The following is a 13,217-nucleotide window of genomic DNA, read 5'->3' as shown; positions in this document are numbered from 1 at the left end:
ACGCGCCGTTCTACACGGCGTCCCTGCGCAGTCGGAACCAGTAGAAGCCGTGGCCTGCGAGGGTGAGGAGGTAGGGGAGGTCGCCGATGGCGGGGAAGCGGACGCCGCCGATGAGTTCGACGGGGTGGCGGCCGTTGAAGGTCTGGAGGTCGAGTTCGGTGGGCTGGGCGAAGCGGGAGAAGTTGTGGACGCACAGGACGAGGTCGTCGCCGTGTTCGCGGAGGAAGGCGATGACGGCGGGGTTGGAGGAGGGGAGTTCGGTGTAGGAGCCGAGGCCGAAGGCGGGGTTCTGTTTGCGGATTTCGATCATGCGTCGGGTCCAGTGGAGCAGTGAGCTGGGGTTGCTCATGGAGGCTTCGACGTTGGTGACCTGGTAGCCGTGGACGGGGTCCATGATCGTGGGGAGGAAGAGGCGTCCGGGGTCGCAGGAGGAGAAGCCTGCGTTGCGGTCGGGGGTCCATTGCATGGGGGTGCGGACGGCGTCGCGGTCGCCGAGCCAGATGTTGTCGCCCATGCCGATTTCGTCGCCGTAGTAGAGGATCGGTGACCCTGGCAGTGACAGCAGCAGTGCGGTGAAGAGTTCGATCTGGTTGCGGTCGTTGTCGAGGAGGGTGGCGAGGCGGCGGCGGATGCCGATGTTGGCGCGCATGCGGGGGTCTTTGGCGTATTCGGCGTACATGTAGTCGCGTTCTTCGTCGGTGACCATTTCGAGGGTGAGTTCGTCGTGGTTGCGGAGGAAGATGCCCCATTGGCAGCCGGAGGGGATGGCGGGGGTTTTCGCGAGGATTTCGGAGACGGGGTAGCGGGATTCGCGGCGGACGGCCATGAAGATGCGTGGCATGACGGGGAAGTGGAAGGCCATGTGGCATTCGTCGCCGCCGGTGGTGTAGTCGCCGAAGTAGTCGACGACGTCTTCGGGCCATTGGTTGGCTTCGGCGAGGAGGACGGTGTCGGGGTAGTGGGCGTCGATTTCGGCGCGGACGCGTTTGAGGACGTGGTGGGTGGCGGGGAGGTTTTCGCAGTCGGTGCCTTCTTCGGCGAAGAGGTAGGGGACGGCGTCGAGGCGGAAGCCGTCGATGCCGAGGTCGAGCCAGAAGCGGAGGGCGGAGACGATTTCTTCCTGGACGGCGGGGTTTTCGAAGTTGAGGTCGGGTTGGTGGGAGAAGAAGCGGTGCCAGTAGTACTGCTTGCGGATGGGGTCGAAGGTCCAGTTGGAGGCTTCGGTGTCGACGAAGATGATGCGGGCGTCGGGGTATTGCTTGTCGTCGTCGGCCCACATGTAGTAGTCGCCGTAGGGGCCTTGGGGGTCGTTGCGTGAGGCTTGGAACCAGGGGTGCTGGTCGCTGGTGTGGTTCATGACGAAGTCGATGATGACGCGCATGCCGCGTTGGTGGGCGGCGTCGACGAATTCGACGAAGTCGGCGAGGTCGCCGAATTCGGGGAGGACGGCGGTGTAGTCGGAGACGTCGTAGCCGCCGTCTTTGAGGGGGGATTTGAAGAAGGGGGGGAGCCAGAGGCAGTCGACGCCGAGCCATTGGAGGTAGTCGAGTTTGGCGGTGAGGCCTTTGAGGTCGCCGATGCCGTCGCCGTTGCTGTCCTGGAAGGAGCGGACGAGGACTTCGTAGAAGACGGCGCGTTTGAACCATTCGGGGTCCCGGTCTTTGGCGGGGGTGTCTTCGAATGTGTCCGGGACGGGCTCGTTGACGATCATGTGGGTGACCCTCCGGTGGGCGGTGAGGACGGTCGCAGGACGGTGGTGACGTGCGCGGGCCGCTGTCCGGGCGTGAGGCGTACGTAGTTGGTCCTGCCCCAGTGGTAGATCTCGCCGGTGAGCTCGTCGCGCACCGGCACCGACTCGTGCCAGTCGAGGCCCAGTCGTGGCATGTCCAACGAGATGGTGGCTTCCTGGGTGTGGTGAGGGTCGAGGTTCACGACCACCAGAACCGTGTTCGATCCACGTGCGTCCGTGACGGACTTCGAATACGCGAGGACCGCCTCCTTGTCCGTCTCGTGGAAATGCAGGTCGCGCAGTTGCCGAAGGGCGGGGCTGCGACGCCTGATCGCGTTGAGTTCGGCGATCAGGGGGGCGATGCTACGACCCTCCTGTTCCGCCGACTCCCAGTCCCGCGGACGTAGTTGGTATTTCTCGGAGTGCAGGTATTCTTCGCTCCCCTCGCGCACCGGAACGTTCTCGCACAGCTCGAATCCGCTGTAGACACCCCAGGTCGGTGAGAGCGTCGCCGCCAGCACCGCGCGCAGCTCGAAGGCCGCCCGGCCGCCGTGCTGGAGGAATTCGTGCAGGATGTCGGGGGTGTTGACGAAGAAGTTGGGCCGCATATAGGCGGCCGCCTCACCGGAGAGTTCGGTGAGGTACTCGGTCAGCTCCTCCCTGGTGTTGCGCCAGGTGAAGTACGTGTACGACTGCTGGAATCCGATCGCACCGAGCGTGTGCATCATCGCCGGGCGGGTGAAGGCCTCGGCCAGGAAGATCACATCGGGATCGGTACGGTTGATGTCCGCGATCACCTGCTCCCAGAAGATGACCGGTTTCGTATGCGGGTTGTCGACGCGGAAGATCCGTACGCCGTGACTCATCCAGAACCGAAGGACGCGAAGCGTCTCCTTGATCAGGCCCGGCATGTCCTTGTCGAAGGCGATCGGATAGATGTCCTGGTACTTCTTCGGCGGGTTCTCCGCGTACGCGATCGTCCCGTCGGGGCGGTGGTGGAACCACTCCGGGTGTTTCTCCACCCACGGGTGGTCCGGTGAGCACTGGAGCGCGAAGTCGAGAGCGATCTCCAGGTCCAGCTCGGCGGCCCGGCGGACGAATTCGTCGAAGTCGTCGATCGTGCCGAGATCGGGATGGACGGCGTCGTGCCCGCCCTCCGGCGAACCGATCGCCCACGGAACCCCGACGTCGTACGGGCCCGGGTTCAGCGTGTTGTCCGGTCCCTTGCGGAAGGTCGTGCCGATGGGGTGGACCGGCGGCAGGTACACCACGTCGAAGCCCATCGCGGCGATGGCCGGCAGCCGTCGCGCCGCGGTCCGGAACGTGCCGCTGACCGGCGGCTTGCCCGGCTCGACCAGCGCGCCCTCCGACCGCGGGAAGAACTCGTACCAGGAGCCGTACAGCGCCCGCTCCCGCTCCACCAGCAGGGGGAGCGGGTCGGACGACGAGACCGGCTCGCGCAGGGGATGGCGCGCGAGGACGTGGTCCACGCCGGGAGTGAGCGCGGCGGCCAGGCGGGCCGCGGCGGGTCGGGCGGTGTCGCGCAGGGCGTCCGCGGCGGCCAGGACCGCGTCCCGGCGCCCCTTGCTCTTCGGCACTCCGGCCGCGGCGCGCTCGTACAGCAACGCGCCCTCCTCCAGGACGAGTTCGGTGTCCATGCCCGCCGGGATCTTGATCTGGGCGTGATGGCGCCAGGTGCTGACCGGGTCGCCCCAGGCCTCCACGGTGTAGGTCCAGTTCCCCGGCTCCGGTACGGAGACGGTGGCGCCCCAGCGGTCCGTGCCGGGGGCGAGTTCGCGCAGGGGTGTCCAGGGGCCGGTGCGGCCCTCGGAGTCGCGCAGGACGACGTTCGCGGCGACCGCGTCGTGCCCCTCGCGGAACACCGTCGCGGAGATCTCGAAGGACTCTCCCACCACGGCCTTCGCGGGACGGCGGCCGCCCGCGACGAGGGGGCGCACGTCCAGGACGGGGATGCGGCCGATCACGGGGGCGCTCGCCGGGACGAAGGAGGCGGGCGCGGCGGGGGTGGCGCGCGCGGCCGGCGGTTTGGCCGACTTCGGAGACTTCGGCGACTTCGCGGGCTTCGGCGGCTTGGCCGGGTCCGCCGCCCCGGACGGGTCCGCCGCCCCGGCCGGGTCCGCCGCCCCGGACGGGTCCGCCGTCCTGGCGGTCCTGGCCTTCGGCGGCTGTGGCCGGTCGGCTTTCTCCCCCGGGGCGGGGGGTGGGGTGGTGCCGGTCGTCGGGGGTTGTGACGGCTGGTGGTGCATGGCGGGCATGACCGCTCCTGTCCGCGTCAACGTGGGTGGGCGGATGAGGGTGTGGGGAGGTGGGTCCTGCAGTGCGTTACCGGTGGAGCCTTCCCACCCTTTTCGGGTAGGCAATCCGGCACTTTGTTAACTACTCGCGCGTATGTCTACACACAAGACCGGCCTCGCCCGATGAGAATCCGTCACTGATCTGTCAAGAATCTGCCAAGGATTCCCGGGACTGGGCCGGTCGGTGAATGCGCAATTACTTAGGGTCTGTTGACCTGCAACAGCTTGTCCGGTGAACCGGGGCCCTCATTGGACATCTTCCCGGTTTCCGCCCGCTTAACGAGAGCCTTGCCCACCTCGGCCGGGGTCGCCGAGGAATGGCCGGCAAGATACAGCGCGGCCGCGCCCGCCGCATGAGGCGACGCCATCGAGGTACCCGAGTAGGTCGACCTCCCGGTGTCGCTCGCGTTCGAGGTGGAAGTGACGTCCACGCCCGGAGCGAAGAGGTCCAGCCGCGCGCCCCAATTGGAGAAGTCCGCCCTGGTGTCCTTCTTGTCGCCCGCTCCGACCGTGATCGCCTCCTTGACACGGGCCGGTGAGTAGCGGCTCGCGGGGAGGCCGTCGTTGCCCGCCGCGAGCGTGTAGGCGACGCCGGACGCGATGGAGTTGCGCACGGCGGCGTCCAGTTGCGGGTCGGCGAGACCGCCGAGGCTCATGTTGGCGACGGCCGGTTTCCTGGCGTGCCGGGTCACCCAGTCGATGCCCGCGATGACCTGCGACAGCGTGCCTGCCCCGTCGTCGTCGAGCACGCGGACGGCGACGATCCGCGCCTGCTTCGCGACGCCGTACCGCGTGCCCGCGATCGTGCCCGCGACATGCGTGCCGTGGCCCTGGCCGTCCTGGGCGGTGGCGTCGTCGTCGACGAAGTCCCAGCCGGAGCGCGCCCGGCCGCCGAAGTCCTTGTGCGTGACGCGTACGCCGGTGTCGATGACGTACGCCGTCACGCCCCGCCCCGCAGGACCGGTCCAGGTGTACCCGCCGTCCAGAGGCAGGTTCCGCTGGTCGATGCGGTCGAGCCCCCACGGCGGATCCGGCTGCCGGCGCTCGACGGCCACCGCGGCGTCCCGCGAGACCGAGACCACCCGTGGATCGGCGGCGAGACGTCTGGCCTGCCGCTCGTCGGCCCGCACCGCGTACCCGTTGAGCGCGGTGCCGTAGGTGTGGCTGATTTCCGCTCCGTACCCGGTGGCGACGGCCCGGCCCGCCTCCGACGGAGCCCTCGTCCCCCCTGCGAGGGTCACGATGTAGCTGCCACTGACCGCGCCGGCTCCGCCACTGCCGGATATCCGCCCCTCGGGGGCGGCGTGGGCGGGCAGGGCGAGAGCCGACAGCACGCCGGCCGTCATGACCGCCGTCAGGCCTCCCGCCCGGCGCGGCCGCCGCGTGCGCGTCACTGCCATGGTGTGGGTTCCCCTCCTCGACTCGGCGTGCCCCGGCCGTTGTCGCCCCCGCCCCGTGAGGGTTCTGGCAGGCCTCGCAGGGCCCCTGGAAGGGCCGTGGAAGCGCCGCGCCGGATCGCCACTCGGCAGCCTCTCGTGCGGTGTGAAGTGCCACAAGGCCGCATGATGGGGTGGAATCGGCCATATCCCCCGTGCGTGCACATGGGGCACGCGGGGGGCGCGGGAACCGCGCGACCGGCCGAGGACCGCCCGCAGTCGTGGTGCCGCACGTCCCGCGGAGCACTTCGCGCCGTAGTTGCGAAGGCACCCTCGCCGCTACCGTCGTGGGTGACGAAGGGCGCACACCGACGTGTGCCCCTCGGGGTCCTGCCGTCGGGCTCCCGTCGTCCGCCCGGCGGGCGGCACGGAATCCCGGTGGTGGAACCAGTCCTGGTACGCCGCCCTGGTCCGTCCATCCGTGAAGGTGGAAGCTCGTGAAGGCCATCCGCAGATTCACCGTGCGTCCCGTACTCCCCGAAGCCCTTCACCCACTCAGCGATCTGGCGCGCAATCTGCGCTGGTCCTGGCATGCCGAGACCCGTGACCTCTTCCAGTCCGTGGACCCCGAGCGCTGGGCCGCCTCCGGCTGCGACCCCGTACGCCTCCTCGGCAGCGTGTCGCACGGACGGCTGGCCGAACTCGCGGAGGACCGGGACTTCCTCCACAGGCTGTCCACGGCCGCCGACGATCTGAACGACTACGTGACGGGAGACCGCTGGTACCAGTCCCAGACGTCCGAACTCCCCGCCGCCGTCGCCTACTTCTCACCCGAGTTCGGCATCACGGCCGCGCTGCCGCAGTACTCAGGAGGCCTCGGCATCCTCGCCGGGGACCATCTCAAGGCGGCCAGCGACCTCGGCGCGCCCCTGATCGGCGTCGGACTCCTCTACCGGCACGGCTACTTCCGCCAGTCCCTGTCCCGGGACGGCTGGCAGCAGGAGCACTATCCGGTCCTGGACCCGAACGAACTGCCCCTCTCCCTGCTCCGCGAACCGGACGGCACCCCCTCCCAGGTGTCCCTGGCGCTCCCCGGCGGCACGGCCCTGCATGCACGCGTCTGGCTGGCCCAGGTCGGCCGCGTCCCGCTGCTGCTGCTCGACTCCGACGTCGAGGAGAACGACCTCGGCGAGCGCGGTGTCACCGACCGGCTGTACGGCGGCGGCAGCGAGCACCGGCTGCTCCAGGAGATGCTCCTCGGCATCGGCGGGGTGCGTGCCGTCCGTACGTACTGCCGTCTGACGGGCCACGCCCGGCCCGAGGTGTTCCACACGAACGAGGGACACGCGGGATTCCTCGGCCTGGAACGCATCCACGAACTGTCGTACGAGGGACTCGACTTCGACGCGGCACTGGAGGCGGTCAGGGCCGGGACCGTCTTCACGACCCACACCCCCGTGCCCGCCGGGATCGACCGCTTCGACCGGGAGCTGGTGGCCCGCCACTTCGGCCCCGACGCGGAACTCCCGCGCATCGACGTCGAACGCGTTCTGCGCCTGGGGATGGAGACGTACCCGGGCGGTGAGCCGAACCTCTTCAACATGGCGGTGATGGGCCTGCGCCTCGGCCAGCGGGCCAACGGGGTCTCCCTGCTGCACGGGCACGTCAGCCGGGAGATGTTCTCCGGACTCTGGCCGGGCTTCGACCCGGACGAGGTGCCGATCACCTCCGTCACGAACGGCGTGCACGCGCCCACCTGGGTGGCGCCCGAGGTGTTCCGGCTCGGTGCCCGCCAGATCGGCGTGCAGCGCACCCAGGACGCCATGACGGTCGGCGGCTCCGACCGCTGGGACGCCGTCGCCGACATTCCCGACCAGGACATCTGGGATCTGCGGCGCGTCCTGCGCGAAAAGCTGGTCACGGAGGTACGGGAGCGGCTGTACGCGTCCTGGCGGCAGCGTGGCGCGGGGACCGCCGAACTGGGCTGGATCGACGGCGTGCTGGACCCGGACGTCCTGACGATCGGCTTCGCGCGCCGCGTCCCCTCGTACAAGCGGCTGACGCTGATGCTGCGGGACAGGGACCGGCTCATGGACCTGTTGCTGCATCCCGAGCGGCCCATCCAGATCGTGGTGGCGGGCAAGGCCCATCCCGCCGACGACGGCGGAAAACGCCTGGTCCAGGAGCTGGTGCGGTTCGCCGACGACCCGCGCGTACGCCACCGCATCGTCTTCCTCCCCGACTACGGCATGGCGATGGCGCAGAAGCTGTACCCGGGCTGCGACATCTGGCTCAACAACCCGCTGCGCCCGCTGGAGGCGTGCGGGACGTCCGGGATGAAGGCGGCACTGAACGGCTGCCTCAACCTCTCGGTCCTGGACGGCTGGTGGGACGAGTGGTTCCAGCCCGACTTCGGCTGGGCGATCCCCACGGCGGACGGCGCGGCGGTCGATGACGACCGCCGCGACGAACTGGAGGCGACCGCCCTCTACGACCTCCTGGAACAGCGTGTGGCCCCGCGCTTCTACGAGCACGGCCAGGAGGGCCTGCCCGACCGCTGGATCGAGATGGTCCGCCAGACCCTGACCCACCTGGGCCCGAAGGTCCTGGCGGGCCGCATGGTCCGCGAGTACGTGGAGCGCCTCTACACGCCGGCGGCCCTCGCCCACCGCGCCATGGACCGGTCCTCCGCCGGGGAGCTGGCGGAGTGGAAGGCGCGGGTGCGGGCGGCCTGGCCGCACGTCACGGTCGACCACGTCGAGACGACGGCCGCGACCACGACGGCCGAACTCGGCTCGACACTCTCCCTGCGGGTCCGCGTGGGCCTGGGCGACCTGGTCCCGGACGACGTCGAGGTCCAGGCGGTCTCGGGCCGCGTCGACCTGGAGGACCGCATCACGGACGGGTCGGCCGTGCCGCTGAAGCCGGTGGGAGGCCCGGACCTGGAGGGCCGCTGGCTGTACGAGGGCCCCCTGTCCCTGGACCGCACCGGCTCCTTCGGCTACACGGTCCGCATCCTGCCGGCCCACCGCCTGCTGGCGTCGGGAGCGGAACTGGGGCTGGTGGCGGTGCCTTCGGAGGAACTGGTGGAGGGGGCGGGGGTTTTGATGCGGTGACGTGCCGTGCCCGGCGGGGCCGCTTCTCTTCCTACGCCTCGTCGTCCCCCGCGCACATCCTCCGCAACACCACCCCGCACCTGCGCGCATAGGCATGCTGCAAGCCCCGCGTCGCGGCCCCGCCCGCCTTCGCGTACCACTTCGCCGGGCGGCTGAAGGCGGTCACGGTCAGCCAGACCGTGCCGTCGCCCGTGCGGTCGACCACGAAGGCCTCCTCGCCGGACTCCGGGTGGCCGGGCAGGGTGCCGTAGGCCCAGCCGGCGCGGCGGGGTTCGTCGAGCGTCCAGACGATGCGGCAGGGGGCCTGCAACGGGCCAAGGCCGACGGTCACGTCCACGCCGGGGGCCGCCTGCGGGGCGTCCGTGGTGATCTTGACGCCCACCGCTCTGTGGAGTTCCCAGGTCAGGACCGCCTGGGAGGCGGACGTGAAGACCTCGTGGCCCTCACCTATGCGGCTGCGGACGTGCAGGGGGTGGAAGCCGGGTGGGCACCGGCCGTCGCGGGTCGCACCCACGTCCTCGTACGTGAAGGGCATGGGACCCAAGAGTAGGGCGGTACCCGGGAATGCCTTCGTCCCGGGTACCGCCCACGCTCAACTGTCCGGTCGTCAGTTCACGTTCACGGCGGCCCAGGCCGCCGCGACCGCCTTGTACTCCGTGCTCGCCGTGCCGCCGTACAGCGCCGACGCCGCGTTCAGCGTCGCCGTGCGGGCGCCCGCGTACTTCGTCGTGGACGTCATGTACTCGGTGAGCGCCTTGTACCAGATCTTGACGGCCTTGTCGCGGCCGATGCCGGTGACCGTCGACCCGTTGGACGTCGGGGAGTTGTAGCTGACCCCGTTGATCGTCTTGGCGCCGCTGCCCTCCGAGAGGAGGTAGAAGAAGTGGTTCGCCGGGCCCGAGGAGTAGTGGACGTCGATGCCGCCCAGACTGGAGGACCAGCTGTCCTTGGACGAGCCGTCCTTGCTCGGCTTGTCCATGTAGCGCAGCGGGGTGCCGTTGCCGTTGATGTTGATCTTCTCGCCGATGAGGTAGTCGCCGACGTCGGACGAGTTGGCCGCGTAGAACTCGACCGCCGCGCCGAAGATGTCGGAGGTGGCCTCGTTCAGGCCGCCCGACTCACCGCTGTAGACCAGGCCCGCCGTGTTCGAGGTGACGCCGTGGGTCATTTCGTGGCCCGCCACGTCGATGGAGGTGAGCGGCTTGGTGTTGCCCGAGCCGTCGCCATACGTCATGCAGAAGCAGCTGTCGCTCCAGAAGGCGTTGACGTACGCGTTCCCGTAGTGGACGCGGGAGTAGGCGGCCTTGCCGTCGTTCCTGATGCCGCTGCGGCCGAGCACGTTCTTGTAGAAGTCCCAGGTGACCTGGGCGCCGTAGTGCGCGTCGACGGCGGCGGTCTGGGTGTTGGACGCGGCGCCCGTGCCCCAGGTGTCGTCGGCGTCGGTGAAGAGGGTGCCGGTGCCGGACGTGCCCCGGTTGAGGTTGTACGTCTTGTGGGCGCCCCGGCCGGTGTCGTTCAGCTGGTACGTCGAGCCCGAGAGCGAGGTGCCGATGGTGACCTTGCCGGCGTACTGGCTGTTGCCGGTGCCGGTCTGGATCGCCTCCCACTCGTACAGCTTCTTGCCCGTCTCGGCGTCGGTGACGACGTGCAGCTGCTGCGGGGTGCCGTCGTGCTGGAAGCCGCCCACGACCGTCTCGTAGGCGAGGGCGGGCTTGCCGCTCGCCGCCCAGACGACCTTGCGGGGTGCCTTGTCGGCGGCCGACTTCTTGCTGCCCTCGGCCTTCGCGGCCTTCACGGCCTGCTTCTCGGCGGTGGACCTGGCGATGTCCGGGGTGACGTCGGAGACCTTGATGGCGGCCTTCGTCGCCCTGGTGACGCTCTCGGTCTCGCCGGCCTTGGTCTCGTGGACGACCAGGTCGCCGCCGAGGACCGGGAGTCCGGCGTAGGTGCGCTCGTAGCGGGTGTGGACCGTGCCGTCGGCGTCCTTGACGACGTCTCTGACGACCAGCTTCTCCTTGGCGCCGAGACCTATCTCGTCGGCGGTCTCCGTGGTCGCGGCGTCGGCCTTCTTGATGAGGCTCGTACGGGCCGCCGCCGACAGCTGGACCGGCGAGGCGGCGAGGGCCGTCCCGCTGGATCTGTCGGCCGGGGACTGGGCGGAGGCGCCGGTGGTCAGTCCGGTGGTGAGGAGGGCTCCGGCCGCGACGGCGGTGGCGATGGCCAGAGTGGTGCGCTTGCGACGCGCGTAGAGGGGGGTCACACATGCTCCTTCGTGGGGGGTGACCGACCGGTATGGGGGACCGGTCGGGCGGTGGTGAAGTTGCGGTGCGGGTGCTGTGCGAGGTGAACAGTGCCAGTTAGGTCGCGTACATGTCAGCGGGGCGAATAAAGGTTGGCCGGAAATCGTCCGGTGCCCGAAGATCCGCGTACGCATTGCGGACTTGATCAGCAGTAAAGGCCCGGTCATGGAACCGGAAGGCGGCGGCAAGGTCACGGCAATGGAGAAGTAAAGAGGGTGCCGCCCAGGGGAGTCGGAGCCCCGGGGCGGCACCCTCTTCGTACGGGATCCGCGGCTACGTCTGCGGGAAGGTGATCTTCCAGCCGTTGATCCTGCCGACGTCCTGCGCCGCCTGGTCCTGCACCTTCAACTGCCACGTGCCGTTGGCGACTTCGGAGGACGCGTTGACCGTGTACGGCTCGTTGACGTCGTCCGCCGAGTCCGAGGAGCTGAAGGGCTTGAGGCGGTAGCTCGAGCCGTCCGGCGCCACCAGGTCGACGACCAGGTCACCACGCCAGGTGTGCGTGATGTCCGGCGTCACGATCAGGTTCGCCGGCGCGTTGCCTGCCTGGCCGGAGACGGTGATCGACGAGGTGACGGCGGCTCCGTTGTCCGGAATCGACACCGCGGTGTTGTTCTCGAACGACGTGCCGCCGCCCCCGCCGCCGCCGGGCCGGGCACCGACGTTGATGCCGGCCCAGGCGCTTTGCACCGCCGTGTACTCGGCGCTCGTGGTGCCGTACAGCTCACCCGTGACCGCGAGCGTGCCGGTGCGGGCCGCCGCGTAGTTGGTCGTGGAGGTGAACTTGGTGGTGAGCGCCTTGAACCAGATCAGCGCGGCCTTCTCGCGGCCGATGCCCGTGACCGGCAGACCGTCGGAGGTCGGCGAGTCGTAGGAGACCCCGTTGATCGTCTTGGCGCCGCTGCCCTCGCTGAGCAGGTAGAAGAAGTGGTTCGCCGGGCCCGACGAGTAGTGGACGTCGATCGAGCCGATGCCCGAGTACCAACTGTCCTTGGAGTCGCCGTCCTTGCTCGGCTTGTCCATGTAGCGCAGCGGGGTGCCGTCGCCGTTGATGTCGATCTTCTCGCCGACCATGTAGTCGCCGACGTCCTGCGCGTTGTCGGCGTGGAACTCCACCGCCGCCGCGAAGATGTCGGAGGTCGCCTCGTTCAGCCCGCCCGACTCGCCGCTGTAGTTGAGGCCCGCGGTGTTGGAGGTGACGCCGTGGGTCATCTCGTGCGCGGCCACGTCGATCGACGTGAGCGGCTTGGCGTTGCCCGAGCCGTCGCCGTACGTCATGCAGAAGCAGGAGTCCTGCCAGAAGGCGTTGACGTAGTTGTTGCCGTAGTGGACGCGGGAGTACGCGCCGACGCCGTCACCGCGGATTCCGTTGCGGCCCTGGACGTTCTTGTAGTAGTCCCAGGTCAGCGCCGCCCCGAAGTGGGCGTCCGCGCCCGCCGTCTCCAGGTTGGACGCCGCGCCGTTGCCCCACACGTCGTCCGCGCCCGAGAAGAGGGTGCCGGTGCCCGACGTGCCGCGGTTCAGGTTGTTCGTGCGGTGGTTGCCGCGCGCCGTGTCCGAGAGGGTGAAGTTCGACCCGGACTGGGCGGTGCCGAGGGTCACCGAGCCGCTGTACTGGGTGTTGCCGGTGCCGGTCTCGACGCCCTGGTACTCGTACAGCTTCTTGCCGGTGGCCGCGTCGGTGATGACGTGCAGTTCGTTCGGGGTGCCGTCGTGCTGCAACCCGCCGACGACCGTCTCGTAGGCGAGGGCGGGCGTGCCGTCGGCCGCCCAGATCACCTTGCGTGCGCGGTCCGCCTCGGTCTTCTTCGAGCCCTCCGCCGCGGCGGCCTTCAGCGCCTGCTTCTCGGCGGTGGCGGGCTTGACCGCGGCGCTGGTGGTGAGGTCCTTGAGCTGGGCCTTCACCGCGCGCGTGACCGCTTCGGTCTTTCCGGACCGGTCCGTGTCGACGACCAGGTCGCCGCCGAGGACCGGGAGTCCGGCGTAGGTGCGCTCGTAGCGGGTGTGGACCGTGCCGTCGGCGTCCTTGATGACGTCACGGACGACGAGCTTCTCCTTGGCGCCCAGGCCGAGCCGCTTCGCCGTGTCCGTCCTCGCGGAGTCGGCGTCGCGGATCAGCGCCGCGCGCTGGGCGGGGGAGAGCTTGACGGCCAGGGCGCCCTTGTCGAGCTTGCCGGGCGCGGGCCGGGTGTCGGCGGTCGCGGCGCCCGACTGGACGGCCGCGGCGAGCAGGGCGGCGACGGCGACGAGCGCGCCGGCCGCGGCCTTGCGCCGGGTGGAGCGGGAGGTGAACGCGGTGGGGGAAGCGCCTGCGCTGGGAGTGGTGCCTGTGGTGTGGGAGGTGCGTCTGTGGGAGGTGCGTCTCAACACGGACTCCTTCT

The 13,217-nt window shown here is 69.6% G+C and carries 7 protein-coding genes; 1 reads left to right on the top strand and 6 read right to left on the bottom strand.

The annotated features are described in order from the left end of the window. Positions 1 to 10: 10 nt before the first annotated feature. The 3 genes from treS to O1Q96_RS36840 form a co-directional block, all read right to left on the bottom strand. Positions 11 to 1,711: a maltose alpha-D-glucosyltransferase gene (treS, locus tag O1Q96_RS36850; protein WP_269252249.1), complete on the bottom strand. Its 1,701-nt coding sequence runs from the start codon at positions 1,709 to 1,711 to the stop codon at positions 11 to 13. Beyond that, positions 1,708 to 4,005, bottom strand: a complete 2,298-nt coding sequence (locus O1Q96_RS36845; protein WP_269252248.1) for an alpha-1,4-glucan--maltose-1-phosphate maltosyltransferase — start codon at positions 4,003 to 4,005, stop codon at positions 1,708 to 1,710. Before O1Q96_RS36845 ends, treS begins: the two co-directional genes overlap by 4 nt. Before the next feature lie 239 nt (positions 4,006 to 4,244). Then, positions 4,245 to 5,444 carry a S8 family peptidase gene (locus O1Q96_RS36840; protein ID WP_269252247.1) on the bottom strand — a complete coding sequence of 400 codons (1,200 nt, stop codon included), beginning with the start codon at positions 5,442 to 5,444 and terminating at the stop codon, positions 4,245 to 4,247. A gap of 473 nt (positions 5,445 to 5,917) precedes the next feature. Here O1Q96_RS36840 and O1Q96_RS36835 point away from each other — a divergent pair, with 473 nt between their 5' ends. Beyond that, positions 5,918 to 8,536: a glycosyltransferase family 1 protein gene (locus tag O1Q96_RS36835; RefSeq protein WP_269252246.1), complete on the top strand. Its 2,619-nt coding sequence runs from the start codon at positions 5,918 to 5,920 to the stop codon at positions 8,534 to 8,536. A 31-nt stretch (positions 8,537 to 8,567) separates the two neighbouring features. On the opposite strand, the gene O1Q96_RS36830 is transcribed toward O1Q96_RS36835, so the two are convergent. The 3 genes from O1Q96_RS36830 to O1Q96_RS36820 form a co-directional block, all read right to left on the bottom strand. Then, positions 8,568 to 9,071, bottom strand: a complete 504-nt coding sequence (locus O1Q96_RS36830; RefSeq protein WP_269252245.1) for a DUF1990 domain-containing protein — start codon at positions 9,069 to 9,071, stop codon at positions 8,568 to 8,570. A gap of 72 nt (positions 9,072 to 9,143) precedes the next feature. After that, complete coding sequence (locus tag O1Q96_RS36825; protein WP_269252244.1) at positions 9,144 to 10,796, bottom strand: M4 family metallopeptidase; 1,653 nt, start codon at positions 10,794 to 10,796, stop codon at positions 9,144 to 9,146. 313 nt (positions 10,797 to 11,109) lie between these two features. Further along, positions 11,110 to 13,206, bottom strand: coding sequence for a M4 family metallopeptidase (locus tag O1Q96_RS36820; protein WP_269252243.1), 2,097 nt, complete (start codon positions 13,204 to 13,206; stop codon positions 11,110 to 11,112). Positions 13,207 to 13,217 lie beyond the last annotated feature (11 nt).

The sequence above is a fragment of the Streptomyces aurantiacus genome (genome assembly GCF_027107535.1).
Classification (GTDB): Bacteria; Actinomycetota; Actinomycetes; order Streptomycetales; family Streptomycetaceae; genus Streptomyces.
Note: the sequence above shows the minus strand (reverse complement) of the source record. Positions and strands in the feature narration are given on the sequence as shown.

Excerpts from the sequence above, each read along its gene's own strand:
- O1Q96_RS36830 (WP_269252245.1), bottom strand. The coding sequence starts at position 9,071 with ATGCCCTTCACGTACGAGGACGTGGGTGCGACCCGCGACGGCCGGTGC.
- treS (WP_269252249.1), bottom strand. The coding sequence starts at position 1,711 with ATGATCGTCAACGAGCCCGTCCCGGACACATTCGAAGACACCCCCGCC.
- O1Q96_RS36845 (WP_269252248.1), bottom strand. The coding sequence starts at position 4,005 with ATGCCCGCCATGCACCACCAGCCGTCACAACCCCCGACGACCGGCACC.
- O1Q96_RS36840 (WP_269252247.1), bottom strand. The coding sequence starts at position 5,444 with ATGGCAGTGACGCGCACGCGGCGGCCGCGCCGGGCGGGAGGCCTGACG.